The organism is Cellvibrio sp. (genome assembly GCF_039207905.1).
Taxonomy (GTDB): Bacteria; Pseudomonadota; Gammaproteobacteria; order Pseudomonadales; family Cellvibrionaceae; genus Cellvibrio.
This window is the reverse complement of the sequence record NZ_JBCECX010000001.1, coordinates 1-26513: the sequence shown is the minus strand read 5'-3', so window position 1 is coordinate 26513 and position 26513 is coordinate 1. Positions and strand designations below refer to the sequence as shown.

The window sequence follows — 26513 nt, the reverse complement described above, 5'->3', positions numbered from 1 at the left end:
CAATCTAAAGCGCTGCTGCGCAATTGAACGTTGAAAATTCGATATGCGCAACACAATAAACAATTTCTAACGTTATTCTTTAACTTGGAGAGCAAATTCCACCAGAAGATTCTCCTCTGCAACACTATAAATCCTGAGCAAGTAATTACCTTCAATTTTCGGATAGACAATTCTATAGCCCTGCGTAGCAGATTGACGCAAAGGAATAGTAATGGGATCAAGATCAAACTGTTGCAGATTAATTCCCTGACTGGAAACCACTTTGCCAGCTACAACAATATCTACGCGCAAGCTACTTGCTGCCGTAACTGGCATTAATAATTCTGGTTTACTGAAGCTATACGTTGAATCGATTTGATGTTGGCCATCTACAATCTTCATCGCATGACCAATCCACTCACCACCAACATCGGGAGTGCTAGCAAAGCTATCTTTTTTCGTTTTTTGACTAGCCGCAGTTATAGCAGTTTTATTAACACTCCAGACTCGACTAAAGTTCGCATTACGCACTGGTTCAGTTCCGAGCGCAGATGGCACTAACGGTTTTTTTATATAGCCAGTCAAATCAATCAGCTCGGCCCTGACGTTATAGGAAGATGCGGATATTTTACTTTCATCTATTTCGATACGAGCCTGATTAACAAGATCGTCTTGATAAACCCCATCAATATACCAATCAACGCGAGTGATATTTTTATTCCATGTGCGCTTGAGATCAATTACTCGCAGGTTATTTGCTTTTTCACTGACCGCAAATCTTAGCAACCCAAGCTGCGCATAGTTGGCGATTGCCCAAGCCTCTGAATTAACCTCACCCAAATGATCGCCTTTATTCATAACAGAGTTATGTGTTGGTCGATATAAACCAGTCGTTGTGTAGTGGGCGCCCTCAAATATTCCAGTTTCAATATCACTAACCGGGTTAACGTGAATACCTGGAATTCGGTTCTTATCTACCAGCCAATGCTTCCACGGCACCTGCGCTATATCACGGTAAAAAAAATGGGTTACATTGGGATTCACGCCTTCAGTGTAAGCCGAATCCAGAACAGCACTGACATACTCATCTGCCAATCCCGCATGCAAATGCCCTAGCTCATGCAACAAAATTTTCATTCCACCATCTGGCCCCATAGTGACAAGATTGCCTGCATTGCCACCCCCAAGCTCGCTAACTAAAATCACCATTTGCGAGTCGGACTGGGAATACTTGCGCACAAACTCACTGTAAAAAGAAAAATCTGCTGTAGATGTACCAGGATAAAGCACTCTTTTTGCAACCGGTGTTATTGCTGAAATATTAAAGTATTGGGAGTAAGCGCGATGCAAAGGGATTTTTAAGAATAGGCCCAACTCTTTATTCATCCATGATGCGGGAAGCACACTGCTTATTCCCTCAGTCCAAACAAGAACGACTGATTGGCCCGGCGCATCTTTATTACCTTGATAATAAGTAACATCACCATTAACGATCCGCACCAGCAAATCTTTTTCCGCACGAACCAACCGACCTTGAACTTCCTGCTCATAAACTATTGATTGCAGACCTGCCCTATCCGTCGCAGGCACAACTATAGATAAGCCATTTTCAGTGAGGTCATACTCAACGGAAACTGAATTGATATAAATCCTTGTGCTGACATCAGGAGCGAAGGACCCAAGCGTGTCAACATCAAATAAGTGGCCCAGCAACACCACATCACCCGCCACAAAAAATCGATTCTCATCAAATGAAAAGTCAGGTTGCTCATCGACAACTGGCGATACGGTAATACTTGCCTTGATCATATTGTTGATGCCGATTCCCTGCATCCAATAATAAAAATCATCATCCCCGAAAAAATTTTTCTTAGGTGTATAGGTAATTGATTTTAAGTCGCTCGATACAACAACCTTTCCGCCATTGCGGGATATTGTTTCCATGGGAACTCGCTGGCCACTCACCACCGTAAAAAGATCGACCAAATAAAGCGATAAGTTATCGCCCAGGCCATCCGGGCGAATTTGCAACACCGTATCTTCATCAATTAAAAACGAAGATGGTGGCGGAGCAATACTGGAGGATGATTGACTAGCGCGGCTTGATAATGGCTGGCTCGACGCCGAAGACACTATGGATTTTATACTAGTCGGAGAGGAGCCTTTACTGTCTGAGCCAGAACCACCACAGGCGGACAACAATAATAAGCAGAGGGAAATAATAATTCCACGCATAAAACATCCTTTGTTGTAATTGGATTTGATGCAAGCTGTTTAAACACAGCACACCTATCCTATCCAGCCAGTATCACCATGTGCAGGCATGGCAATACTGTTTACTTGCGTTACTCACCTTGCGTATTTAATTATTTTATTTTTTTAAAACTCAATGAAGCGAATCACATAACAACGTAGAAATATTTTATGTATTGTACAACTCCCAAGTCTCCTGCTTTTTCTTCTCGCTCTTACGCAATAAAACATAAGTTGCACCAACCCAACCGTGGCGTTTTTGGGCCGAGTGAAACGCAAGCACTTCGTCTAATTGCGGCAACCAATGCGCGATACAACTTTTCAGTTGTGCCGGTTGCTCGCGCCCTTCGCCTTTGCCATGAGTGACAAGCGCGCAGCGGATATCGTGGGTCATGCAATCTTTTATAAATTGGAACACAGCAGTGCGCGCTTGGTCGACAGTCATGTTATGCAAGTCGAGACGGGCATCGATTTGATATTTGCCCATGCGCAAACTGCGGTAAACACCATTCTGCACACCGTCGCGTTTGAACTCGATTACCGAAAGCGGATCGAGCGGTTCAATATATTCGCCCGACAGGAAATTCTTATCTTTTTCCAATTCAGCGGTAGCTGCTTTGCGACGCTTCTCGACACTGGTTTTGTCCTGATGTGGTGACGCCAGGGTGACTTTCTCCTCCACCTTAATGGGCTTTACCCCCTTCATCTGCTGGAGGAAAAAATCGGAATCAGGCGTTTTATCGGACATAACAATATCTAATCATTAACAGGAAAGCGTAAATTGTGAAGGATTTGCGGGCGACTCGCCAGCACCCCCAGCATTTCCGCAATTTATTGCCTAGTTCTTAACCGATATGGGGCGGGCAGCAACGCCCTCATTGGTCATTTTCACCGGCGTAATAAATCCCTGCGCATCAAAATAAAAACGCTCGATTGACACCTCGCGGTGATTGCCCTCACTGGCATCAAGCGGACGGCGGTGATAAGCGATATACCATTCCTCGGTACCCGGCAATTTTAATAAAGAATGATGGCCAGCCCCTTTAGCGATGGTCATATCCTGCTGCAAAATTTTTCCGATGCGCTTGAATGGTCCGATCGGGCTATCGCCAATGGCGTAGGCCACACTGTATTCAGGACCAGTCCAGTCGCCTTCCGACCACATAAAATAATATTTGCCATTACGCTTAATCACAAACGAACCTTCAACATAATGTTCAGGGGTAATTTCTTTGAAGAGATCACCATCGTCGAATGGAATTATGCTGAGTAAATCAGCGCTGAGGCGGGCGATATTGCAATGCCCCCAGCCACCGTAATAAATGTAGTACTGACCATCGTCATCGCGAAATACAAATTGATCTATAGGCTGGGCACCGTTGTGGATTTTTCCAATCAGCGGTTTACCCAATGCATCAATAAACGGACCTTCAGGCTTATCACTCACCGCAACGCCGATACCGCCGAGTTGCGCATCATTCAAAATATTATTTGCACCAAAGAAAAAATAATATTTCCCGTTAGCTGCAACCATTGACGGCGCCCAAAGCGCATAAGCAGCCCAGGGAATATTTTTTACTTCTAGCACCTTGTGATGTTTGGTCCAATTGACCAAATCGGTTGAGGAAAAAGCATCAAAAAAAGTTTGCGTAAGGAAAGGCGGATATACGCCTTTTTCCGCACGCATTTGCTGCTGTAGCGGCGAGAATTGCGCGGTGGGATCAGCAGTAGTTTGATCGCCGGAATGCGTGGGATAAATCCAGTATTGGTTGTCGAAAATAACCAACTCAGGGTCAGCATACCAACCGGGAATAATCGGATTGCCAGACAGGCGCGCATCTTTGTGCTGACACCCCATCAATACACTGGCGAATCCCAGCACAATCAACGTCAAACGAAACATAACCAGCCCCGGCGATTAACAATAGATTTTCCATGTTACTCGCCGACACTGTTTACTACTGTTAATTTTCATTAACTGCGCTTAAAGGTTCACATTGATATTTTCAACAGCAAAGGAGCAATCACTCGCCTTGCTGCAATGCCCAATCGTATAAAAAGTTTTTCTTCAAACCAGTCAACTTTGCGCCGAGCGCAGCGGCTTGTTTGACGGGTAACTCTTCCAACAATATCCGCATCACCCGCATTTGCTCGGGCGTCATGGCTTCATTTTCCGGTTTGGGAGCGCCGTGAACCAATAGCACGATTTCACCACGTTGCTGGTTGGTATCGCTCGCTACCCATTGCGCCAGTTCGCCAACTTTATCGCCTTTGATGGTTTCAAAGGTTTTGGTCAGCTCGCGCGCCATCACTACTTCCCGCTCGGGGCCGAACACCTGCGCCATATCCTGCAGGGTTTCCAGAATGCGATGCGGCGCCTCGTAAAAAATCAGGGTGCGGGAATCGCCCGCGAGGGATTCAAGCTGGGTGCAGCGAGCGACTTGTTTAGCGGGCAAAAAGCCTTCAAACGCAAAGCGATCTGAAGGTAAACCTGCTGCACTCAAGGCGGCGATCATGGCGCAAGCGCCGGGAATGGGGACAACTTGTACCCCCGCCTGACGAGCGCTGCGTACCAGTCGATAGCCGGGGTCTGACACTAACGGCGTGCCCGCATCCGAAATAAGCGCGATAGATTCGCCAGCCAACAGACGGCCAACCAATTGGGTCGTACGCTGCTCATCACTGTGATCGTGGTAGGCGATGCAGGGAGTTTTGATGTCGAAATGGGATAACAGACGGGAACTGTGTCGCGTATCCTCGGCGGCGATCAGCGCTACCGTTTGTAGTGTTTCCACCGCTCGCGGTACCATATCGCCCAAATTGCCAATCGGAGTCGCCACGACATAAAGAATGCCTTGGTGGGAGGCTATTGTTGTCATACCGGAGTCCGAAAAAAGGTTAAGTCCAAGCCGGGTTGCCATAACCCGGATCTGAAATGTTCATTATCACTGCTGGTTTTTACGAGGTTTTCATGCCGATACGGCCATTTGCGCGCAACTTATCGACCAATACCCTGACTACCCTGCTCGTTTCTACGCTGGTATTGGGTTTGGTGAGTTGTAGTAGTACCCCACCCCAAACCGGCAAGCGGGAACAGTCACCTGCGAAAACCCAAACGGTCAAGGCGAACCCGACAAAGCTGCTGGAACAGGCTAAACAGAGCCAATCGCCCGAGCGGGAAAACCTGATACTGCAGGCGGCACAAGCCTATATCGATACCGGCAAATTCAATCTGGCGCGCGATCTGGTGGCCGATATGAAGCCGGATTCACTCAACGATCCAGCCTACATCAAGTACACCGATGTGCTCAGTACCCTCGCCCTGCAAGAAAAAGCCAACTTTGTAGCGCACAGCATTTTAACCAAGCCGCGCCTGGAACAACAATGGCAGGCGATGGAGCCGGACGTTGAAATCACCCTGCGCGAGAAACGCGCGCAGGTTTTTAGCCTGCTCGGCGAAGCTAAAAACGGGATTAATGAGCGCATCCAGCTCGCGGCGCTGCTCGGTAAAAAACAACAGCAAGCCAATCAAGATGCAATCTGGAAAGACCTGATGAGCCTTCCTTACGACGAGCTGCAAGATCTCGCGCACACCGAACAAGGTGATGTTGCGCGCGGTTGGTACAACCTCGCCGCGATCAATAAAAACAACCAAATCGATTTGGAACAGCAGCGCCAACAATTGCAAGGTTGGTTGCAGCAGTGGCGTCAGCATCCTGCGCACGACAATCTGCCCAACGATTTGCGCGTACTGCAAACCCTGATTGATAAACAACCGAAACAAATCGCGCTACTGCTGCCGATGCAAGGCAAATTGGCAGAAGCTGGCGAAGCGGTACGCGATGGTTTTTTTGCCGCTTATTACCAAGCGCTAAGCAATGGCCGCCACACGCCCGAAGTGCGCCAATATGACAGCAGTGGCGATGCAATTGCAGCCTACCAACAAGCGATTGCTGACGGTGCTGATTTGGTTATTGGCCCCATCGATAAAGAAAAAGTCACTGAATTAAGTTTGATGCCAAGCCTGCAAATCCCGGTGCTGTCACTCAATTATCCAGATGCACCACCGGCACAACCACTGAAAGGTTTTTATCAATTTGGTTTGGCAGTGGAAGATGAAGCGCGTCAAGTTGCGCGTCAGGCATTTCTTGAAGGACATCGCCAGGCGATGGTGATTATTCCCTCACAGGAATGGAGCGAACGCAGCGCGCGCGCTTTTACGGAAGAATGGGAAAGTTTGGGCGGGATTGTCGTCAACCGCTCGCAATTCCAGGCGGGAACCAATTATTCCAATCTGGTGAAAGATGCAATGCTGATCGAACAAAGCCAGGTTCGTTCACGTGAATTGCAAGAAATGTTGGGCACAAAATTGGAAACTTTACCGCGCAGCCGCAGCGATGTGGATATGATTTTTTTAATCGCCGATCCCGCGCAAGCGCGTCAAATCAAACCGACATTTGCATTCCATTACGCGGGAAAAATTCCCGTCTACGCCACCAGCCAAATTTATTCCGGCCAGCCTAACCTCACGGCAGATCGCGATTTAAATGGTGTTCGTTTCAATACCATGCCCTGGCTGTTTGATACTACCAGCAGCGAAAAACAAGCGGTCGCACAGCACACAAAATCAGCGGCGGTTTACGGCCGTTTGCACGCATTGGGCGCTGACGCATTTCGCTTGTACGCACGTTTGCCGCAATTGGAACAAGTGCCCGACATGCATATCTATGGCGCAACCGGCGCATTGCATATGGTGAGTGATGGGCGTATCGAGCGCGAGCAAATCTGGGTTCGCTTCCGCAACGGTGAAGCACAGCCTCTGCCAATGGTGATTAACGAAAACGATGTGCAATAACCACATCAGCAATTCCAGATACCGCAAATAAGGGACTAAAAATGGTATTTCAACCAGACAAGGATGTCGTCGCAACTGCAACCACAACTACACCCCCAACCATTAACACCATCACCATAGGCGCCAATGCAGAAGCGCAAGCCGAAGCATTTTTACACGGTCAGGGATTAGTCACTCGCACTAAAAACTACCGCTGTAAATTGGGTGAAATTGACTTGATCATGCTGCAAAAAACCGCTCTGGGAACTACGTTTGTTTTTGTTGAAGTGCGTTTGCGTACCAACAAACGCTTTGCACCAGCAGTGGAAACGGTGGATTATCGCAAGCAGCAAAAAATTATCCGCACCGCCACCCGCTTTTTACAAGAGCACAAACTATTTGATAAAGTTGCCTGCCGTTTTGATGTGGTAGCATTGGATCAAACGGACACCGCCCCACCTATCCAGTGGATCCAAAATGCTTTCGGAGCTTGATCCACTGTTGTTTTAACGGGCACTGATTGCCTACCCATTTTCGCGCATTTGCTCGCCACACATTAAGTTGAATTGCTATGGACCAACGCGTTATCACCCTGTTTCACGAAAGCATTGAAGCAAAAATGCATGCGGGCGAAGAGCTTGCCCCATTAATCGCGCAGGCGAGCCAAGTGATCGTTCATGCATTGCTTAGCGAGCGAAAAATCCTCACCTGTGGCAATGGTATTTCAGCGGCGCAGGCACAAATTTTTACTGCGAGCCTGATCAACCGTTTTGAGCAAGAGCGCCCGAGTTTGCCGTCAATTAATCTCGGGGCGGACTTCACTACCCAAACTGCCATTGGCAGCGACTACAGTTTTAACGATATCTACGCAAAACAAATTCGTTCTTTGGGGCAACCCGGCGATGTACTTCTGCTGCTTACCAGTACCGGCAAGGCGAGTAATTTATTGCAGGCAATCAGCGCTGCGCACGATAAAGAAATGCAAGTGATCGCGTTGACTGCAGGTGATGGTGGCGATGTAGCGGCGCTGCTTGACCATCGCGATATGGAACTTCGCGTACCTTCCATGGCCAAACCTCGTATCCATGAGGTTCATCTACTCAGTATTTTTTGTTTGTGTGATTTGATCGACCAGCAATTGTTTGGAGGATTTTAAATGTTCAATGCCAGTCAATTTATCCCGCGCCTGACTCGTCTGGGCATATTACTGGCAACAACATTGGTGTTAACAACCACACTCGCTGGCTGCGCTAAAATTATTACGGTCACCACCAGTGAACCTATCCAAATCAAAACGAATAAGCGCACGTTCGGCACCAAGATCAATGACCAACAACTGGAAACCTACTCCCGCGTCAATTTGTACAAAGCGAGCACCCAGCTCGAAGATGCGCATATCAATATCGACAGTTTTAACGGCATAGTGCTACTGACCGGACAAGTTCCCAACGAGGACTTACGTAACCTTGCCGGTGATACAGTCGGCAAAATAAATTCAATTCGTCAGGTACACAACGAACTGGTAGCACGCTCGCCGACGGATTTTCAGGCGCGCAGCAAAGACAGTTGGATCAGCACTAAAATCAAAACCAAATTGGTCGCCAGCAGTATCCAAAGCCGTCGCATTCGCATTATCACTGAAGCGCAAACCGTATTCTTAATGGGTTTGGTCACACGCTATGAAGCCGACCGCATTACCGATGTGGCAAAAAATACCGATGGCGTTTTGCAAGTCGTTAAGGTGTTTGAATACATCGATTAGCAATCTACCTTTCATCACGTTTTTTTGACACTGATCACCCAACCAGCAGCCCCGCTGGTATTCTGCTCACATCCTGCTAGTATCATGCGCAGCGCATCACCGACGCGAAAACCGATTTGCGCTGCGCTGTAGACACCTGTCATCCCTCACGTAAAGGAAACCGAATATGATTTCTAGCATCATCTTTCTCGTCATTATTGCAGCGCTGGTGTTCTACGTGATCGGGATTTACAACCAGTTGGTTGCACTGAAAAACCGTTTCGAAAATGCGTTTTCACAAATTGAAGTGCAGTTAAAACGCCGCTATGACCTGATTCCCAATCTGGTTGAAACTGCGAAGGGTTATATCAAACACGAACGCGAAACACTGGAAGCCGTGATCAGCGCGCGCAACCAGGCGATGAATGGATTGCAAGCGGCAGCGGCAAACCCCGGCAGTGCAGCAGCAATGACAGAACTTGCCGGTGCAGAAAGTTTGCTGACCAGTGCAATGGGGCGCTTGAATGTGGTGATGGAAGCTTATCCTGATTTGAAAGCATCACAAAATATGATGCAGGTATCGGAAGAGTTGACCAGCACTGAAAACAAAGTCGCATTCGCACGTCAGGCATTTAATGATGCCGTCACCTCCTACAACACTTACAAACAAAGTTTCCCGCCGGTTTTATTTGCCAAAAGTTTTGGCCACGCCAATGATGCGAGCCTGTTGGTATTCGCCGACAGCGCCGAGATCCAGGCTGCACCCAAAGTACAGTTCTAGAAGATTTGGGGTTTATCCAAAAAGTCTTCCTTCTATATATAGAAGGAAGACTTTGAATCAGGACAACCAAAGACACCAATACTTCACACAACAGCCTCAATTCATTTCACTTTGATCATCCACCGGTATCTCCGATGAATTTTTTCGAGCATCAGGATCGCGCCAAGCGCAACACCAATCATTTGATCCTGCTGTTGATACTGGCAGTTATCTCCCTCGTGTTAATTACTACCCTGCTCTTTGCCGCAGTCGCTTATTTTGGTTTGGGTCAAAACCGTGGCCAATTCGGTGAACCTCTTGGTGTGTGGGATGGCATCCTCCATGCACTCAGCATTGAGGTTTTTATTTGGATTGCATTGATTGTCAGCGGTGTGGTGATACTCGGCAGCCTGTTCCGCTTTGTGCAATTACGTGCGGGGGGCAGAGCTATTGCGGAATCAATGGGTGGCCGGCTGTTATCGGGTAACACCAATGATTTGGATGAACGCAAAATTTTGAATGTGGTGGAAGAAATGGCGATTGCATCTGGTGCTGCAGTGCCACCGGTTTATTTAATTGAAGACGATGCTATCAATGCATTCGCTGCCGGTTATCACCCACAGGATGCAGTCATCGGTATTACACGCGGTTGCATACACGCATTGAGCCGCGATGAATTGCAAGGTGTTATCGCTCATGAATTCAGCCACATATTCCACGGCGATATGCGCATCAATATGCGTCTGATTGCGCTGCTGCACGGCATTTTGGTCATCGGATTGATCGGCGATTTTTTATTTCGCAGTGCAAGTAATAGAGGGGTTCGTCGCTCCAAAGACAATTCGGCAGGCGCTATTGTTGGTTTGGGTCTTGGCCTCTTGATCATTGGGTATAGCGGCACTTTTTTTGGCAATCTGATCAAAGCGGCGGTTAGCCGTCAGCGTGAATTTCTGGCTGATGCATCGGCGGTGCAATTTACCCGCAACCCGGATGGCATATCTGGCGCACTCAAAAAAATTGGCAGCAGCGCGTACGGTTCACGTTTACACAATGAACATGCGGCCGAATTCAGCCATATGTATTTCAGTCAGGGAATAAAATCCTTTTTCAACTTAATGGCAACTCATCCACCGTTGGAAGAACGAATCAAACGCATCCAACCAAATTGGGATGGTGATTTTGGCAAAAGTACATATATAAGAAGCAAGACTTCGAGCAACGTTGACTTGGCAAACGAAAATGGCGCAATGGGATTTAGTGAAAGCGCAGCAACTTATCTCGATGTATCAACCCGCACTAGCCTCGATCTGGATGCAGCCGTAAACCAAATCGCCCAGCCGACACAAACACATGTTGAATACGCACGCGAGCGCATTGCCGAAATCCCGTCACTAATAAAAGAAGCAGCACGCGTACCTGTTAGTGCGCGAGGGGTGGTATTTGGATTGTTATTGGATCGTCAACGCGACCTGCGCAGCCAACAACTCGCACTGCTCAGTGAACACTTAAGCGCTGCAGACTTGAACGACTTGATGGAAATAATAACCACTGCCGCGGAACTGGATGCAAAACTACGCCTGCCTGTCATCGAATTATGTCTGGCATCCTTAAAGCAATTATCGCCAGATCAACTTGCTGTATTTCTTGGTTGCTTGAATGTATTGATCAATGCGGATAAAAAAATCAGCCTGATGGAGTGGTCGATCTATCGTATCGTGCTACACAACACTGTCACCAACAATAAATTGGTGCGCAATCGTCAGCTCACCGACCTGCAAGCAGAGTGTCAATTATTGTTATCACTGTTGGCCTATGCTGGCGCACGCGGTGAACAAGATGCCGCGACGGCATTTGCCCAAGCGCAAAAGGCGCTACATTTTTCCAACCTCGCATTATTACCGCGCAGTAGCATTAAATTGGCCGATGCAGATAAAGCATTGGAACAACTCAATCTCACCAAGCCATTACAAAAACCACAATTGCTTAAAGCCATGAGCGAATGTGTACTGCACGATGGCCAACTCAGTATTGCCGAAGCTGAACTGTTCCGCGCTATCGCCGATAGCCTCGATTGCCCCATCCCCCCGCTTGTCAGCGAGATGCGTAATTGATCATTTAGATGCAAAACCAGACGCGTACTTGTGCCAAACGCTCTACAACAATTGACGCGCGAGCGGGTATAATGCGCCCCACTTTAGCTTGCTAACCGAACAAAGAACTCCGCCAACTACCATGAGGTACTCACCTTGCAACTGGATAACGCATCTGTAGCGCAACTGCGCGAATGGGAAAGCCAACTGACTGAGCAATATCAGGCAATCCTCGCCAAAAAACTTAACCTCGACCTGACCCGCGGCAAGCCTTCGGCAGAGCAATTGAATCTGTCGGATGAGCTGGACGGTTTACTCAAGGGCAACTACATCGCCGCCGACGGCACTGACACCCGCAACTACGGTGGCCTTGATGGTCTGCCAGAAGCTAAACAATTGGGTGCCAATATCATGGGTGTTGAGCCAGCCAACGTTTTGGTAGGCGGAAGCTCCAGTTTGACCCTGATGTTCCAAGTGATGTTGACCGCTCATCAGTTCGGTCTGAAAGACGCCACCAGCGCCTGGAAAAACGAAGGTGAAGTGAAGTTTATTTGCCCGGTTCCAGGTTACGACCGCCACTACACAGTGTGCGAGCAGCTTGGCATCAAGATGATCAATGTGCCCATGACCTCTACCGGTCCGGATATGGACGCAGTTGAAACCTTGCTCAAAGCCGACAAATCCATCAAAGGTATGTGGTGTGTGCCTAAATACTCAAACCCAACCGGTGTGGTGTATAGCGACGAAACCGTAGAGCGCATCGCTAAACTCGGCCAGATCGCCAGCGCCAACTTCCGCGTTTTCTGGGATAACGCCTACTCAGTTCACGACCTGACCGCCAACGCTCCACAACTGGCAAGCATTCTCGATGCTACCCGTCGCAACGGCACTGAAGATTCAGTCGTGCAATTCGCATCTACCTCAAAAATCACTCATGCAGGTTCAGGCGTTGCCTTCGTAGCAGCTAGCGCTGCAAACCTTGCGGGCTTCAAAAAGTTTTTGAATAGCTGCACCATCGGCCCGGACAAAGTGAATCAAATTCGTCACACCCGTTTGCTGCCAAACAAAGATGCATTGATGGCGCACATGGGTAAACACGCTGCGTTGTTGAATCCACGTTTTGATGCAGTGTTAAGCGGCTTGAGTAAAGCATTTGAAGGCACCGATTTAGGCGCATGGGAAAAACCGGTTGGCGGTTATTTTGTTTCATTCGACACCCGCAAAAATTGTGCGAAAGAAACTGTGCGTCTCGCTGCTGAAGCTGGCGTGAAATTAACGCCAGCTGGCGCAACCTATCCCTACGGTAAAGATCCGGAAGATCGCAACATCCGTATCGCACCATCAGTTCCAACCGTACCGGAAGTTGTTGGCGCTATGGAAGTGTTTGTTACCTGCGTGAAATTGGCATCAGTAAAACAACAACTGGCCAGCATCAGCTAATAAACCAGGTCATCTGACACAAACAAAAAGCCGCTCAATGAGCGGCTTTTTGTTTTTAGCGCCCCTCTCACAACCTATCTTCTGCATAAATACATCCCATTATCCTGAATTTGCTTCACAACCAAGCGTTCTAATAAATCAGGATTAATTCCAAAACGCTTGGCGCACTCATTTGAATCCTTTCTATACTCCAATTAGCAGATGTCATTGCTAAAGAGACTATCAACTCATCCACTAACCCTTACACGATGAATAAAGACAATTGTAAACCCAAACTTGTTTAACCCTTTTCTCTGCGCTACTCGCTACAGGAGATATTTGTATGGGTGTTGCTACTACGGTAGAAAAATATTTAAAAGCAAAACAGATCAACTTCACCCTACTCGAACATGAGTATTGTGAGGGCTCCTTTAATACCGCTCGCGTCGCTCGAATTGATGATCACTGTCTGGCTAAAGGTGTACTTCTCCGCGATGAAGATTTTCACTACACACTCTGTGTACTCCCCACCCGCAATAAAATCCTCAGGCACACATTGAACCAAATATTCGATCGCCATATGGAGCTAGTCGAAGAAGAGGAGTTAACCGAAATTTTTAAGGATTGTGCCGAGGGTGCAATACCAGCCTTGGGTGAGGCCTATGGTTTGGATGTAATTTGGGATGAGGAATTAATGGGTGTTGAAGAAGTCTATATTGAAGCGGGTGACCATCGCCATTTGATCAGACTTAAACAACCAGACTTTGCTCATCTGATGCAAGACAAACTGCACGATCATTTTAGTGCCGAGCGCAATCATCGCAGCAAGCTACCCAAAAAATACATTCGCCAGGAGTACGAACTGTAAGTCAGTAAACTCCACATAAGAATATTCATCATCGCTAACCACTAACCATAAAAAAACCGCCCTGAAGGCGGTTTTTTACTTTGGATATAAGCTTATTTCAAAGGTACCAATATCACATTCGGTGCATTCGCCTCACGCGCGGCATCAGCAACAATCACATAGGTTCCGGTATTAGCATCGACGCTCGCTTGGATAATGACAGTTGCTTTAGGAAACTCTGCACGTAAACGTTCTATGTTAGAACGAATCGCGCGCGCATCTACACGGCGCTCCCCCTCTTTCTCCGTTACCCAAATTTGATTATCGGCCGAGATTCTCACCAGAATGTTGGGGCCATTATCATCATCCCCCGTAGTGCTCGTATTAGGTTGAGGAACATTAGGGTTAAAACCAGACTCTTTTACAAATGATGCCGTCACGATAAAAAATATGAGCATGATGAAGACTACGTCGAGCATCGGAGTCAGATCAATTTCATTGGCATCATCAACAGCGCGGATTTTCTTTCTACGGCTCACGGAGGAGACTCCTCGTACCAGGGGGAGATGTTGTTTACCCAAGAGAATGCAATTCTAACAGTTTTGACTGAACCTGAATCAAACCTTTAAATCGACGTATTTACTCAAAGCATTCAGGATGCCGGGATAAACCAGGTTCACTGTAGACATTAAAACGCGAATGAATACACACGGGTAAAGAATATCTGTTCTTATTTACGGGCAAGTTCATCAAGCATTCGAGCAATTCAGTTGCAGTACAGCCGCCCTCTATCCAAACGCACGTAAACCTTAGTGAGGGGATTACATCAATTCATGGCAACCATAAAAACAAAGCAATGAATGTTAGTGGTTTACCGCACATTGGTATTTTGATACTTCAAGCATGAGCCAAAAACGATAAATTTATTATTGCGGTTGGAACGCATCAAAGTATCAACCGCTTTTAATATGCATCTCTTTACACTCACCCAACCTGTTTTCACTCTGCACAAACTGATTGCCCCATCCGACATAACATGACGATTAACAGACTGCAGAACCCTTAACGAGGAAACGAAAAGGCAAGCGAGAGACTCTTCAGTTTTCTAAAAGCCACTCCAATTAAATTTTTAACAGCCGCTAAAACCGATTGATGAATACCTGAAACAACTTTTCAAACAATCAAAAACAGTCTTGAAGCGACTTCATTCAAGCTTCAATGCAGTTCAAAAAACACAAAAAATAAATAAAATTTTCGCTCTGAACAAACAAAAAGGAACGCTATTGAGCTGCTCATTTTTTCCAGCGCAAAGAGCAAACAACTAAAAAACATTCCTGAAAAATCCGAAAAACACATTTTTTTAACAAAAATCATCAAAAAAACGCATTTTTATTGACTATTTCACGCAAAAAACTTGAATTTTTTTAATAAAGTTTTAACTTATACATGTTGGACTTTTTAATCCATTTATCGACCTTTCGAAAACTATAAAGGAAGCACACCATGGCTGCACGTAAACAAACCGTTGTTAATACTGTTGCAAGTTTGGAACAGCAATTGGCTCAACTGAAAGCGCAACTGGCAAAAGCTCGCGCAGCTCAAGCGGCAGATGCCGGTAAAGCTGTTGCTGGTTTGGTTAAAGATGCTGCAAAAGCAGGCGCAGCTCTGAAAGCCGCTCAAGGCAAATTGACCGCTGCTGCTAAAAAGAAAACCCCAGGCTCAGCTAAAGTTGTTGCTGCTGCTAAAGCTGTTGTTGCTTCTGCCAAGAAAGAAGCTGCTGCTGCTAAAGCTAAAGTTGCTGCTGCTAAGAAAGAAGCTGCTGCTGCTAAAGCTGCTGCTAAAACTGCTGCCGCTCACGACAAAGCAGTAGCAAAAGCAGAAGCTGCTGTTGCTAAGCGCGCTAAAGCAGTTGCCAAGAAAGCTGCTGCAAAAAGCAAAGTAGCTGAGAAGAAAGCTGCTGCAAGAGCTAAATTAGCTGCCAAGAAAGCTGCTGTTAAAGCTAAAGCTGCTGCCAAGAAGCAAGCTGTTAAAGCTAAAGCTGCTGCCAAGAAAGCTGCTTTGAAGAAAAAAGTAGCTGACAAAAAAGCATCTGTTAAAGCTAAAGCTGCTGCCAAGAAAGCTGCTGTTAAAGCTAAAGCTGCTGCCAAGAAAACTGCAGCTAAAGCAAAAGCCGCTGCTAAAAAGCCAGTTGCTAAGAAAGCTGTAGCGAAAAAAGCTCCTGCTACTAAAAAAGTAGCTGTTAAAAAGCCAGTGGCGAAAAAAGCTCCTGCTGCCAAGAAAGTAGCTGCTAAAAAGCCAGCTGCTAAGAAAGCTGTAGCGAAAAAAGCTCCTGCTGCTAAAAAACCAGCTGGCGCACCAGCTGCTAAACGTGGCCGTAAGCCAAAAGCTGCTGCACCTGTAGCTGCTTAATTATTGCTGCGTTAATAAAAAAGGCACCTTCGGGTGCCTTTTTTATTTTATGAGAAGTATTTTGTTTAAACGCTATGTTGCCGAATGCTCCTGCAAGGCCATCTGATTAAAAACATACGCATACAAGACCAGGCGTTGCTCATCGGACTGGTTAGTAAACTCTATGCCGTAACTAATCATGACTCCGTCACCAGGATTATCTGCTGGATCAACACAGGAACGAATTACCCCGCTCAGGACAAGCTCTTTTCTGACATCGCGAATATCAACCTGCGCCCTAAGCTCCAAAGTATTACCAATCTGGGCAATATCCTCATCAAGCTCAATGCGGGCACCACTGATACTCATATCAGAAAGAAAACCCATCGTTTTGATCCGCCCCTCCACACTCATATTGGTAACTTCGATTTTCTCCCGCACGGCAACACGTGTTGCACCACGAATACCTTTAAAGGTAACCGCCTCAGGATAACTAAGATGCAATATGGGATAGGGTTCCAGAGTTTGGCTTTCAACAATACCTGCAAAAATGCCAATGCCATTGTCAATCATCAAGCGAACTACAATTTTCTGACCCACTCTAAACTTAATTAGTTTTCCCGCCTGTTTCGGTACAGACAGCAAGATGCTGCGCCCTGGTAAACAGCCGATTAATCTACAAGAGGATCGTTCTGGTTGCCCCGCGAGATTGGTGGTTTGCAATTGCAATGGGTAACCATAGGTTAGTTTTAGTTCTTCGAATCTCATTGCCACGACTACGTTAATTATTGGGTTATTGTTGTATCAAGTGTAGCAGTAGAAAAAGCAAATGCCGCAAGAGCACTCATAGCGCCAATAAAATCAGGTCTCGCGCGCCGTTATATTTCTGTTTTGATCGAGTGTTTCTGCAGATAAAACACCGAATTCTTTGTTCCATTCCAGTAAGAGCAACGCGAGTGACTGTGATTGCTCATGAAGCGAAACCAACTCTTCGTAGGTATCTTTAGGCCCCAGATAGAGTTTGATTTGCCGATGCTTATTGGCCAACTCGTGTTGCAAATGCTGCGAGCGATAAACCTCTAGCTTCCAGCGCAGGTTGTGCGCGGTGTTGCGATAATAAGCCAGCTTGGTTTGGAGGGAGATGGGGCTAATCGAGTTGAGTGGACCGAATACGTTAAAATCCAGCGCCAGCACCATAGATTCTTTCGCACTGGAATCTGCGATTACTGTTGCCGTGCGCGCCTGCCCCATTAACTGAGCCAAATCGCCAAATACTTCACCCGGTGTAACATAATTGACCAAATCGCCCTTCAGCGCCTGATCCACGTAGACAGCTAACTTACCCTTAAGTAAAAAATAGAGCCAATTGCTGGACTCACCTTTTTGTAGAACAATTTCACCGGGAAGATAGGAGGCAATGCGCGATGCTTGTAGTAATAATTCAAATTGCTTCAAATCCTGCTGTCTCACCACTTTGAAAAAGGGTATCCCTGACAACAAATGCTCCAGTGTATCTCTTGGTACCTTATGCAGAGGTTTCGTTTCCATCATCTACCCGTGTCGTATATATGTTTTTTATCGATGATTCACTGCCAACCAAACTGGAGTGAGTAATCCCGTCCCAAAAACTCCTTGAGTGGACATGATACTACCGAAAATTAATAGAACAACTATAGTCAAGTTAATGCGCAGGTACGCTCACACATTTTTTTATCTATTATATGTCTGTTACACTCGTACACTGCAGCAATACACTCGCACAACCTAAAACACTGTGACAATAAAGTCCTAATAATAGAGAGTAGCAAGACTATGCGCTTCAACCATCTATTCCGCGTTTTACTCAGCCTTATTTTATTAACCGTCTGCCAACTGGCACGCGCAGAGCCAATGTTGAATGGGATCAGCGTACAGCAAGAGCTGGGGCAAGAGGTTTTTATTGGTGCACTTTATACGGAGTCGCTCAGTAATAACGCCGACACATTGATAAGCACCAACCAGCCCGCTCGGATGGAGTTAAAAATTGCATCTGCTGAGGGTATGACCACTCGCCGCTTTAGCCGTATGTGGATTGAAGGTATGGCGATTAACAGTAAGGCCGACGTGCTCACCGCCCAAGCGGATAACATGGTGAAATTTGACGGCTTGTTTAAAGGTCGCTTTTTGAAAGATGACCACATCGTATTCGCAAATACCCCGGACAAAGGCGTTAACATCAGCGTAAACGGTGTTTTGCTTGGCAACATCAAAGACAACCTGTTTTTCTCGATGCTGTTATCGACCTGGATTGGAAAAATCCCACTCTCATCAGACTATCGCGATAGCTTGCTTAAGGTCGGCGATGTAAACGCTGCATTGCGCACCCGCTTTGAAGGAATCAAGCCAAGCGCGGCGCGCATGGCAGAAATCAATACTTGGACTGGAGCTCAAGTCGCAGCGGTTACCAAAAGTTCCGCCAGCTCCAAAGCTGCATCCTCTGTGGCTACCGCAGAAAAACCCGTTGCAGTTGTTGCAGCTCCTGTAGCTAAACCCGTTGTTACACCAGCAGCTCCCGCTAAAGCGGTGGAAGAAGATGATGATTCTTCTGCATTGACCGCACAGAGCTTGTTGGCTCGTCAATTCTATGTTTCGGATGCGATCAAAAAAATTCGCAGCAAAACCAAATACCCTCAACGCGCTCTCGATCGTGGCCAAGCGGGTAACGTACGAGTTGGAATTATTATTGATCGACAAGGCAATATTATCGGTACCAATATTTTGGAAAACAGCAAGTTTGAGCTGCTGAATAAAGAGGCCATCGAGGCAATAAAACGCTCTGCACCTTTTCCGGCATTGCCAGCGGAAATTGCGGGAGCACGCTTTGAGTTCTCTGTTCCAATGCGCTGGACACTGCCGGAATAAGATTGCACCCGTAAATAAAAAAGCCACCGATAAGGTGGCTTTTTTATTTGTGGATACGCATTTAACTCAGTTTACGCAGCCGCTCCTCGATTACCTTGTGAATACCACTGCGTTCAAGTGCGGAATGCTCAGCCAAACGATCCAAACGGATCGCGTGCAAATGTAAGCAGGGGGTAGATGCATCAAGCTCGCGCAAGTCGCCTTTCATCAATACAGGAAGGAAAGGCTTGTTGGGTGGCAACTTCTGGCGGACGATGTTTAGTCCCATCTGCAAAGGTACTGAACGATATTTAACGGTGCCGCTACGAAAAGGAATCCGCAAAAACAGGCAAGGACGGGATTGATAAACACCTGGAATAATCTCCATCCCGGTCGATACAACGGCTTGCTCAGTGATGCCATTAAACGTGTCGTGCGGAGAATAGGGGTTAGGCAAAATAACCAGCTTTCGATCTTCTTCCTTGGGCAAGAAAATATTGTAATTGGTATAGAGTTGCTCCACGGAGCTGGAATAAACACAGAGTTTATTTTCAAACCCCATGACAAAATCTACCGCTCGCTGGTGCTGGTTAAACGCATCCAGATCCCAAATAAGATCCTTATTGTCTGAGGTTGCTGTCAAGGTAGCGCCTGCAAATAGATGATGGAAGTCGGGCGTTGAGTATAGCCGAGCTGCGTTTATCGCACATCCCGGCTATGACTAAGGAGAGAAAGGAAATTTGATTAATGTTCCCGCGTCGCCCGGAAAACCACATCGGGATGACGCTCCTGGGTAAGCGATAAATTCACGCGTGAAGGAGCGAGATACGTCAGGTGACCGCCGCCATCCAGCGCGAGGTTTTCAGCGCATTTGCGATTGAATTCCTCCAGCTTTTTAGCATCTTTACATTCACACCAACGCGCCGTTGTCACATTGACCGGTTCGTAGATCGCTTCAACTTTGTATTCGTCTTTCAAACGGTACGCAACCACTTCAAATTGCAAAACACCCACAGCACCAACAACAATATCGTTGTTGTTAACGGGGAAAAATACCTGTGTAGATCCCTCTTCTGATAACTGCTGTAACCCTTTTTGCAGCTGCTTCATTTTGAGTGGATCTTTCAAACGGATGCGGCGAAATAACTCCGGGGCAAAGTGCGGGATACCGGTAAATTTCAGATTTTCCCCTTCGGTAAAGGTATCGCCAATCTGGATAGTGCCGTGGTTATGCAGACCGATAATATCGCCCGCGATTGCCTCATCAACCGCACTGCGATCGCCCGCCATAAAAGTTACTGCATCGGCGATTTTTACATCCTTGCCTAAACGAACATGCTTCATCTTCATGCCCTGCGAATAGGTACCGGAACAGATACGCATGAAGGCAATACGATCGCGGTGTTTCGGGTCCATATTGGCCTGGATTTTAAAAATAAAACCGCTGAATTTTTCTTCCTCGGGCTCAACTAAACGTTCATGGGTAGCGCGCGCGCGCGGTGTTGGTGCCCACTCAACAAATCCGTCCAGCATTTCACGCACACCGAAATTGCCAAGCGCAGTACCAAAAAATACTGGCGTCATGCGCCCAGCCAAATATTCTTCCAAATCAAACTCGTTGGTCGCTCCGCGCACAAATTCAATTTGGTCGCGAACATCTTGCGCGTAGGCACCGAGCAGCTTCGTTGCTTCATCGCTATCCAATCCCTTAATTTGAATATCATCCGGAATGGTGTGGCCCATACCCTGTTGGTATACGTGAATAATGTCGGTATAAAAATTATAAACACCGACAAATTCCTTCCCACTACCCAGCGGCCAATTGATCGGGGCAGCGGTAATTTTTAATACGTTTTCAATTTCATCCAACAACTCAACTGCGTCGCGACTTTCGCGATCCATTTTGTTGATGAAGGTTAAAATAGGCGTATCGCGCAAGCGACAAACTTCCATTAACTTGATGGTGCGATCTTCTACACCTTTTGCACCGTCGATCATCATCAGCACTGAGTCAACGGCGGTGAGAGTGCGATAAGTATCTTCAGAGAAGTCTTCGTGGCCGGGAGTATCCAGCAGATTGACGATGCGATCTTTATAGGGGAATTGCATCACCGATGAGGTTACCGAAATTCCACGCTCTTGCTCCATGGTCATCCAGTCGGATTTAGCATGCGGCCCGCGCTTGCCTTTTACCGAACCGGCCAATTGGATCGCATTACCCCATAACAGCAACTTTTCCGTCACCGTTGTTTTACCGGCGTCCGGGTGGGAAATAATTGCAAAGGTGCGACGTTTGTCGAGTTCAGTAGATAAATTATTCATAGAGAGATCGCGTTGAAAAAATAGGAAGAAAAAGTGCGGGAATTATACCCTGTAAGCCACTGATTAGTGGGAAAACGCTGACAGCAATTGCCAGTTTGCTATGGCTCAGCAGACGAGGATGACTGCTGCAGAATATATTTTCTCAACCACAACCATGCCCAAGCCCCCAGCAGCAGGTTAGCGACAGCGGTAGCGACAAAAATACCGGTGATTCCCCACCAATGCTGGCCCAACCAAGCGAGCGGTAGATAGAGGTAGAGAACACGCCCAGCCGAGATAATCATCGCTGGCCAGGGTCGGCCTAATCCGTTAAAGGCGGCATTTACCGACATCACCAATCCATAAGCGCCATAACTGACCGGAACGATCATTAAATAAGTGGCGGTGATGGTTACCACCTCGGCATGATCACCAAAAAGTCCGGCCAAGTCCGCGCCGAATACCCCCAGCACCAGGGCTAACACCAAGCCAAACGCCAAACAAAAAAACGTAAGGACACGCATAGCTTCCTTAAGCCGGTCTATCTTTCCGGCACCCAGGTTTTGCCCGAAGAATGGACCAATCACACCGGAGAGCGCATAAAATACGATAAGAGCCAAAGGTTCGATGCGCATGGCAATCCCCAAGGCCGCCACTGCATCTGTACCGTAGACCGCAACCATCGCAACTACGATCGCACTTGCGAAAGGGATGATCACATTCGCCACCATGGCAGGAATCCCAACCTCAATAATGGTCAGCCAGGATTTTTTTAACTTTTCCCACGGCAGAAATGGATTTACCAACATCTGCACCCGCACGTGCAAAATATAAAATGCCACGAGCAACATCATCACCCGCGTTATCAAGGTTGCCAAGGCCGCGCCTTGCAAACCGAGCGCAGGAAACCCCAACAAGCCAAAAATCAAAATAGGATCAAGCACAACATTCAGTAGCGCTGCGCCTCCCATCAAATAACCTTGCACCTGACTCATACCCATAGCGCGCATAGCAGACAAACACACCATTGGCACCATTAAACAGGGCGCACTGAAGTACCAAATGGACATGTAGGAGCGAATAAGAGGAATCAGCTCAGGCGTTGCACCTAAAGCGGTGAACAATGGTTCTAGGGTCAGCCATCCAAGCAGGCAAACACTGGCAGAAATGATAAAAGTAAGGCTCATCGCATCGGTCGCCAAACGTTGCGCCCGGACAGCATTACCCTCTCCTATTGCGCGGGCTACAGCTGACGAAGTGCCAGCCCCCAGGCCAATACCGAGGCTGGTCAACACCATGATGACGGGAAAAGTAAAACTCAGCGCGGCCAATTGTTCGCGACCTAATTGCGCGATGAAAAATGTTTCGATGGCATTGTGCGACATAGTCGCCATCAAGCCCCACACCAACGGTAAAGCCAGATATTTGAGCTGCGTGGAAACCCGTCCTTCGGTGAGAGTTGCATGTAAGGGGGTTGCCATAAATACTGCCGAATGAGCGCTCAAAAAAGGCGTGCATTATACACCAGTCGCTCCACTCGCCTCGCTTTGCTCTGTTACGACCGCGACAAAGTGTCGCACAGTAGAGGGATTCGTTTAGCACTTTGCAACGCGACAGTTCGCTATAATCAATTACCAACTTGCCGGGCGAACGTTTCGTACTATGTCTAAAAATTCTGCCATCAATGCCCCTTTTACACTTGCCGGCCACGCACAACACTTGGGCTATTGGGTAATTATCCGCACATTGATTTTAATTTGCCTCGGTATCGCAGCGGTCATTTGTTTGTTGGATGGCAAGGTCAATTTACCCTTTACAGAAATTCTGATCGCACTTGTTATTCTCACCAGTGTTAATTTGCTGACATTTACCCGTTTGCGTAAACCCTTACCGGTTACTCAAATGGAGTTTTTTATCCAGCTGTTAATTGATCTACTCTGTTTAAGTGCGGTTTTTTATTACAGCGGTGGAGCTAATAATCCGTTTGTATCCTATTTTTTAGTGCCTATTTGTATTTGTGCTGCAACGCTCAGTGGGCGTTACACTCTTGGTATCGCGAGCCTGAGTGTTTTAAGTTATTCGCTGTTATTATTTTTCCATATTCCGTTGCCGATACTCTCGCCTCATCACCATGAGGCGGGCAATTCCATTAATTTGCATGTGATGGGCATGTGGTTAAACTTTTTTATCAGCGCCTGTTTGATTACTTATTTTATTGTGAAGATGGCGCGCGATCTGCGCGCGCAAGAAGCCCAATTAAACCGCTGGCGAGAAGACCAATTACGCGATGAACAAGTGATGGCCGTTGCCACACTCGCCGCCGGTACCGCACATGAGTTAGGCACTCCACTTTCAACAATGAAGCTGTTACTCAGTGAACTACGCGCGGAGTACAAGGAATTGCAGCCGCTGCAAAAAGATTTGCAGTTGCTGCAAGATCAAGTCAATCAATGCGCAAACACCTTGCGCGAGTTGGTGGCTACCGCAGAGCAAACAAAGGATGGGCAACTGCCAGCTGAGGATGTCAATGAGTACTGTAATACCTTGATCGAGCGCTGGAAAATAATGCGCCCCGATGTCAGCGTGCAAATACAACTAACGAATAAAAAAACAAAAGCTGCAGCGCAATTTCATCCAACCATATCCCAAGCGATTATTAATTTATTAAACAACGCCGCCGATGCTTGCCCGCACAATATTGAAATCACTATTGAATGGGACATGCACCTATTACGCTGGATCATCAATGACAATGGCCCAGGTATCACCGAGGAGGTTACAGCACATTTAGGGAAATCTTTTGTTTCAACCAAAACCAAAGGGTTGGGTATCGGCTTACTGCTTACGCAAGCCACAATTAATCGGTATGGAGGCACGGTATCACTTCATAACCGTATTCCCCGAGGCACCACAACCCAGCTCGAATTGCCAATAACACTGGCATCCTCCGCAAGAGAAAATTCATAATGACCGAACGAATAATTGACTTTTTGATTGTAGATGACGATCCCACATTGGCGAGCATGCTTGAACGCGTATTGCAAAGACGTGGTTTTTCTACATCATCCGCGAGCGATTCAGCACAGGCTTTGCAGCTAGCGAGTAATACGACCTTCACCAAAGCGATTGTGGATTTAAAGCTTGGAAGCGATTCTGGGTTGCAACTCATTCGCGAATTAAAATTACGTCAACCCGATATCGCCATAGTGATGCTGACAGGTTATTCCAGTATTTCAACGGCCGTTGAAGCGGTTAAGTTGGGGGCGGTAAATTATTTATGTAAACCAGCGGAAGCAGACGAAATCCTCGCCGCATTTGGGGAGCAATCACAACAAGATTCCACGGAGCCTGCTTATACACCCATTTCAGTTGATAGACTAGAATGGGAACACATCCAAAAAATATTACAGGAAAATAATGGCAACATTTCTGCAACAGCAAGAGCACTTGGAATGCATCGCCGCACACTGCAAAGAAAACTGCAAAAACGGCCAGTTAAACATTGAATTTGATTACAGCTGACGAGCCATCAACAGTGCATCTTCATGACCATTAACAGTCGGGTAATAGTTTTTTCGCTGCCCAACTTCAAAAAAGTCTTCTCTTTCATAAAGTGCTATTGCCTTCCGATTTGACATTCGCACTTCCAAAAATAACATATCCGCTTTTTCTTTAACGCAGCTCACCGCATGATCCAACAAAATTTGACCTATGCCTCTACGCTGATGAGCGGGAGCAACTGAAATATTCAGCAACTCAGCATCGCCACCACCGTGAGTTACAACTACGTATCCCACCAGAGTATTGTTGTGCTCAGCCAACCAGCATTTTTGCCGACCATTTAGGCAATCTTCAAAACTGGATTGCCTCCATGGATGAGAATGAGCACTCCGCTCGAGTGTCATAACATCAGGAATATCATCACTAGTGATTAAACGAAAGTGCAACAACAAACCTGTATAGGTTTCGCGCACAAGAGGCAATTCATCAGTCATTATTAAGATTCAGAATAGAGAGCGGCATAACAGCTCAGTTAAGATAGGCTAGCCCACAACTTTGCTTTCTGTGCAGGGTTTTGCAATAACTCATTGAGGCTTGGCAGCACCAGTGCTTTTAGTGGTAATCCATCTATTGCTTGTACTGCCCAGCAAGCAGACACCCAATCGCTATCAGCAGCCAACCAATAACGGGAAGCATTTTCTCCCATTAGCCACAGCGTATTAATTGGTCGCAATTCACTTTCTACCGCAAGCCAGGTTTGCAGCTCGTTACGCGCATCTGTTTCCGTACGAGATACAAATCGATTCTCAATTAACGGCCAACGCAACACTTCATCATTCAATGAAAATTGATTGCTCTTTAAATAGGAAAGCAAAAGATTGCGAAGAAATAAATCCGTAGGTAAAGCCAGCTGCGTATTGCGTGAATCAATAATTAAAAAACCGGGCTGAGGCCGATAAACACTGAGAGAAAAAGGCTGAACAACCGGAGCTTTCTTTTCTTCTAATTGTTGAAGAATAGTTGTTACATTAACTGGCGCAGAGATCTTTTTCTTCTCAACCAATTCAGAAATGGAGTTTAATAAATCCGGCGGTGATTTTTTATTGTCTTGTGCACTCTGATCCAACCCTGCAAAAATGACAGAGGAAGATGAGTCGATTAACTGCTCAGGAATATCCATCACCGGCAAAACGCAAGCCACAGGGACCGGAGCAGAAGGCAAAAGCCAACGCGGAGCATAGTTTTCTATGCCAAGCGCAGAAAGATATGCTTGCCTCTGCAATTCATTCATAAGCGGCTCAAGTATCGTCACATCACAAAAGCTGGAATTGTACCTGCATCAGAATCAAGCTCAAAGCATGAGGCTTTAAAACCAGAAAAAGATTTCACCTGCCAGCAGCACAAAACTATTGGATAACGCTAGAAATTTATCAGGAAGTAGAAATAAAAAACCCTCGCCAATTATCTGACGAGGGTTTGGATTAGAAGCTTGACGATGACCTACTCTCACATGGGGAGAC

At 46.8% G+C, this 26513-nt stretch carries 24 protein-coding genes; 12 read left to right on the top strand and 12 right to left on the bottom strand.

The genetic code is table 11. From position 1 onward, the window contains the following. Nucleotides 1-72: 72 nt before the first annotated feature. The 4 genes from AAGC78_RS00120 to rsmI all read right to left on the bottom strand — a co-directional run bounded on the left by AAGC78_RS00120 (nt 73) and on the right by rsmI (nt 5111). The gene (locus tag AAGC78_RS00120; RefSeq protein ID WP_435781983.1) at nt 73-2214 is read right to left on the bottom strand and encodes a M64 family metallopeptidase; all 2142 of its coding nucleotides are present in this window, start codon (nt 2212-2214) and stop codon (nt 73-75) included. Between the two features lie 187 nt (nt 2215-2401). Next, nucleotides 2402-2980 (bottom strand): DNA endonuclease SmrA, encoded by a 579-nt coding sequence (gene smrA / locus AAGC78_RS00115; protein WP_435781982.1) that lies wholly within the window; start codon nt 2978-2980, stop codon nt 2402-2404. Nucleotides 2981-3070: 90 nt separating this feature from the next. Next, nucleotides 3071-4135: a glycoside hydrolase family 43 protein gene (locus AAGC78_RS00110; protein WP_435781981.1), complete on the bottom strand. Its 1065-nt coding sequence runs from the start codon at nt 4133-4135 to the stop codon at nt 3071-3073. A gap of 121 nt (nt 4136-4256) precedes the next feature. Further along, nucleotides 4257-5111 carry a 16S rRNA (cytidine(1402)-2'-O)-methyltransferase gene (gene rsmI, locus AAGC78_RS00105; protein WP_435781980.1) on the bottom strand — a complete coding sequence of 285 codons (855 nt, stop codon included), beginning with the start codon at nt 5109-5111 and terminating at the stop codon, nt 4257-4259. 56 nt (nt 5112-5167) lie between these two features. On the opposite strand from rsmI, the gene AAGC78_RS00100 reads away from it, so the two are divergent. The 8 genes from AAGC78_RS00100 to AAGC78_RS00065 all read left to right on the top strand — a co-directional run bounded on the left by AAGC78_RS00100 (nt 5168) and on the right by AAGC78_RS00065 (nt 13944). Then, the gene (locus AAGC78_RS00100; RefSeq protein WP_435781979.1) at nt 5168-7087 is read left to right on the top strand and encodes a penicillin-binding protein activator; all 1920 of its coding nucleotides are present in this window, start codon (nt 5168-5170) and stop codon (nt 7085-7087) included. A gap of 41 nt (nt 7088-7128) precedes the next feature. Further along, entirely contained in the window at nt 7129-7560 is a 432-nt protein-coding gene (locus tag AAGC78_RS00095) for a YraN family protein (protein WP_435781978.1), read from the top strand. A 77-nt stretch (nt 7561-7637) separates the two neighbouring features. Next, complete coding sequence (locus tag AAGC78_RS00090) at nt 7638-8222, top strand: SIS domain-containing protein (RefSeq protein WP_435781977.1); 585 nt, start codon at nt 7638-7640, stop codon at nt 8220-8222. Continuing rightward, the gene (locus AAGC78_RS00085) at nt 8223-8828 is read left to right on the top strand and encodes a BON domain-containing protein (RefSeq protein ID WP_435781976.1); all 606 of its coding nucleotides are present in this window, start codon (nt 8223-8225) and stop codon (nt 8826-8828) included. Nucleotides 8829-8994: 166 nt separating this feature from the next. Further along, complete coding sequence (locus AAGC78_RS00080; RefSeq protein WP_435781975.1) at nt 8995-9588, top strand: LemA family protein; 594 nt, start codon at nt 8995-8997, stop codon at nt 9586-9588. 134 nt (nt 9589-9722) lie between these two features. Beyond that, a complete protein-coding gene (locus AAGC78_RS00075) occupies nt 9723-11678 on the top strand; it encodes a M48 family metallopeptidase (protein ID WP_435781974.1) in 1956 nt (651 codons plus the stop codon). Nucleotides 11679-11813: 135 nt separating this feature from the next. Next, nucleotides 11814-13097: an aminotransferase class I/II-fold pyridoxal phosphate-dependent enzyme gene (locus AAGC78_RS00070; RefSeq protein ID WP_435781973.1), complete on the top strand. Its 1284-nt coding sequence runs from the start codon at nt 11814-11816 to the stop codon at nt 13095-13097. A gap of 322 nt (nt 13098-13419) precedes the next feature. Then, nucleotides 13420-13944 (top strand): aminoacyl-tRNA deacylase, encoded by a 525-nt coding sequence (locus AAGC78_RS00065; protein ID WP_435781972.1) that lies wholly within the window; start codon nt 13420-13422, stop codon nt 13942-13944. A 92-nt stretch (nt 13945-14036) separates the two neighbouring features. Here the strand turns inward: AAGC78_RS00065 and AAGC78_RS00060 are convergent, their stop codons facing one another. Then, nucleotides 14037-14462: an ExbD/TolR family protein gene (locus AAGC78_RS00060; protein ID WP_435781971.1), complete on the bottom strand. Its 426-nt coding sequence runs from the start codon at nt 14460-14462 to the stop codon at nt 14037-14039. A 1018-nt stretch (nt 14463-15480) separates the two neighbouring features. Between AAGC78_RS00060 and AAGC78_RS00055 the strand changes: the two genes are divergently transcribed. Beyond that, the gene (locus AAGC78_RS00055; RefSeq protein WP_435781970.1) at nt 15481-16332 is read left to right on the top strand and encodes a hypothetical protein; all 852 of its coding nucleotides are present in this window, start codon (nt 15481-15483) and stop codon (nt 16330-16332) included. Nucleotides 16333-16404: 72 nt separating this feature from the next. Here the strand turns inward: AAGC78_RS00055 and AAGC78_RS00050 are convergent, their stop codons facing one another. Further along, nucleotides 16405-17079: a flagellar brake protein gene (locus AAGC78_RS00050; RefSeq protein ID WP_435781969.1), complete on the bottom strand. Its 675-nt coding sequence runs from the start codon at nt 17077-17079 to the stop codon at nt 16405-16407. Nucleotides 17080-17172: 93 nt separating this feature from the next. After that, nucleotides 17173-17808, bottom strand: a complete 636-nt coding sequence (locus AAGC78_RS00045) for a cyclic nucleotide-binding domain-containing protein (RefSeq protein ID WP_435781968.1) — start codon at nt 17806-17808, stop codon at nt 17173-17175. A 315-nt stretch (nt 17809-18123) separates the two neighbouring features. On the opposite strand from AAGC78_RS00045, the gene AAGC78_RS00040 reads away from it, so the two are divergent. Then, on the top strand, nt 18124-19212 hold the full coding sequence (locus tag AAGC78_RS00040; RefSeq protein WP_435781967.1) for a TonB family protein: 1089 nt from the start codon (nt 18124-18126) through the stop codon (nt 19210-19212). Nucleotides 19213-19273: 61 nt separating this feature from the next. On the opposite strand, the gene AAGC78_RS00035 is transcribed toward AAGC78_RS00040, so the two are convergent. From AAGC78_RS00035 to AAGC78_RS00025, 3 genes are all read right to left on the bottom strand, one after another. Further along, the gene (locus AAGC78_RS00035) at nt 19274-19834 is read right to left on the bottom strand and encodes a hypothetical protein (RefSeq protein WP_435781966.1); all 561 of its coding nucleotides are present in this window, start codon (nt 19832-19834) and stop codon (nt 19274-19276) included. 101 nt (nt 19835-19935) lie between these two features. Beyond that, nucleotides 19936-21513 (bottom strand): peptide chain release factor 3, encoded by a 1578-nt coding sequence (locus AAGC78_RS00030; protein ID WP_435781965.1) that lies wholly within the window; start codon nt 21511-21513, stop codon nt 19936-19938. Between the two features lie 98 nt (nt 21514-21611). Beyond that, on the bottom strand, nt 21612-22973 hold the full coding sequence (locus tag AAGC78_RS00025; RefSeq protein ID WP_435781964.1) for an MATE family efflux transporter: 1362 nt from the start codon (nt 22971-22973) through the stop codon (nt 21612-21614). A gap of 181 nt (nt 22974-23154) precedes the next feature. Between AAGC78_RS00025 and AAGC78_RS00020 the strand changes: the two genes are divergently transcribed. Both AAGC78_RS00020 and AAGC78_RS00015 read left to right on the top strand, forming a co-directional pair. Continuing rightward, nucleotides 23155-24459, top strand: coding sequence for an ATP-binding protein (locus AAGC78_RS00020; RefSeq protein ID WP_435781963.1), 1305 nt, complete (start codon nt 23155-23157; stop codon nt 24457-24459). After that, entirely contained in the window at nt 24459-24998 is a 540-nt protein-coding gene (locus tag AAGC78_RS00015; RefSeq protein ID WP_435781962.1) for a response regulator transcription factor, read from the top strand. The genes AAGC78_RS00020 and AAGC78_RS00015 overlap by 1 nt, the downstream gene beginning before the upstream one ends. Before the next feature lie 6 nt (nt 24999-25004). On the opposite strand, the gene rimI is transcribed toward AAGC78_RS00015, so the two are convergent. Together rimI and AAGC78_RS00005 are read right to left on the bottom strand one after the other, a co-directional pair. Beyond that, nucleotides 25005-25487: a ribosomal protein S18-alanine N-acetyltransferase gene (rimI, locus tag AAGC78_RS00010; protein WP_435781961.1), complete on the bottom strand. Its 483-nt coding sequence runs from the start codon at nt 25485-25487 to the stop codon at nt 25005-25007. A 38-nt stretch (nt 25488-25525) separates the two neighbouring features. Then, the gene (locus AAGC78_RS00005; RefSeq protein WP_435781960.1) at nt 25526-26284 is read right to left on the bottom strand and encodes a hypothetical protein; all 759 of its coding nucleotides are present in this window, start codon (nt 26282-26284) and stop codon (nt 25526-25528) included. Nucleotides 26285-26513 lie beyond the last annotated feature (229 nt).

What these genes read in the sequence shown, in the direction of transcription:
- AAGC78_RS00120 (WP_435781983.1), bottom strand. Translation starts at nt 2,214, where the DNA reads ATGCGTGGAATTATTATTTCCCTCTGCTTATTATTGTTGTCCGCCTGT.
- smrA (WP_435781982.1), bottom strand. Translation starts at nt 2,980, where the DNA reads ATGTCCGATAAAACGCCTGATTCCGATTTTTTCCTCCAGCAGATGAAG.
- AAGC78_RS00110 (WP_435781981.1), bottom strand. Translation starts at nt 4,135, where the DNA reads ATGTTTCGTTTGACGTTGATTGTGCTGGGATTCGCCAGTGTATTGATG.
- rsmI (WP_435781980.1), bottom strand. Translation starts at nt 5,111, where the DNA reads ATGACAACAATAGCCTCCCACCAAGGCATTCTTTATGTCGTGGCGACT.
- AAGC78_RS00100 (WP_435781979.1), top strand. Translation starts at nt 5,168, where the DNA reads ATGTTCATTATCACTGCTGGTTTTTACGAGGTTTTCATGCCGATACGG.
- AAGC78_RS00095 (WP_435781978.1), top strand. Translation starts at nt 7,129, where the DNA reads ATGGTATTTCAACCAGACAAGGATGTCGTCGCAACTGCAACCACAACT.
- AAGC78_RS00090 (WP_435781977.1), top strand. Translation starts at nt 7,638, where the DNA reads ATGGACCAACGCGTTATCACCCTGTTTCACGAAAGCATTGAAGCAAAA.
- AAGC78_RS00085 (WP_435781976.1), top strand. Translation starts at nt 8,223, where the DNA reads ATGTTCAATGCCAGTCAATTTATCCCGCGCCTGACTCGTCTGGGCATA.
- AAGC78_RS00080 (WP_435781975.1), top strand. Translation starts at nt 8,995, where the DNA reads ATGATTTCTAGCATCATCTTTCTCGTCATTATTGCAGCGCTGGTGTTC.
- AAGC78_RS00075 (WP_435781974.1), top strand. Translation starts at nt 9,723, where the DNA reads ATGAATTTTTTCGAGCATCAGGATCGCGCCAAGCGCAACACCAATCAT.
- AAGC78_RS00065 (WP_435781972.1), top strand. Translation starts at nt 13,420, where the DNA reads ATGGGTGTTGCTACTACGGTAGAAAAATATTTAAAAGCAAAACAGATC.
- AAGC78_RS00050 (WP_435781969.1), bottom strand. Translation starts at nt 17,079, where the DNA reads ATGAGATTCGAAGAACTAAAACTAACCTATGGTTACCCATTGCAATTG.
- AAGC78_RS00040 (WP_435781967.1), top strand. Translation starts at nt 18,124, where the DNA reads ATGCGCTTCAACCATCTATTCCGCGTTTTACTCAGCCTTATTTTATTA.
- AAGC78_RS00030 (WP_435781965.1), bottom strand. Translation starts at nt 21,513, where the DNA reads ATGAATAATTTATCTACTGAACTCGACAAACGTCGCACCTTTGCAATT.
- AAGC78_RS00025 (WP_435781964.1), bottom strand. Translation starts at nt 22,973, where the DNA reads ATGGCAACCCCCTTACATGCAACTCTCACCGAAGGACGGGTTTCCACG.
- AAGC78_RS00020 (WP_435781963.1), top strand. Translation starts at nt 23,155, where the DNA reads ATGTCTAAAAATTCTGCCATCAATGCCCCTTTTACACTTGCCGGCCAC.
- AAGC78_RS00015 (WP_435781962.1), top strand. Translation starts at nt 24,459, where the DNA reads ATGACCGAACGAATAATTGACTTTTTGATTGTAGATGACGATCCCACA.
- rimI (WP_435781961.1), bottom strand. Translation starts at nt 25,487, where the DNA reads ATGACTGATGAATTGCCTCTTGTGCGCGAAACCTATACAGGTTTGTTG.
- AAGC78_RS00005 (WP_435781960.1), bottom strand. Translation starts at nt 26,284, where the DNA reads ATGAATGAATTGCAGAGGCAAGCATATCTTTCTGCGCTTGGCATAGAA.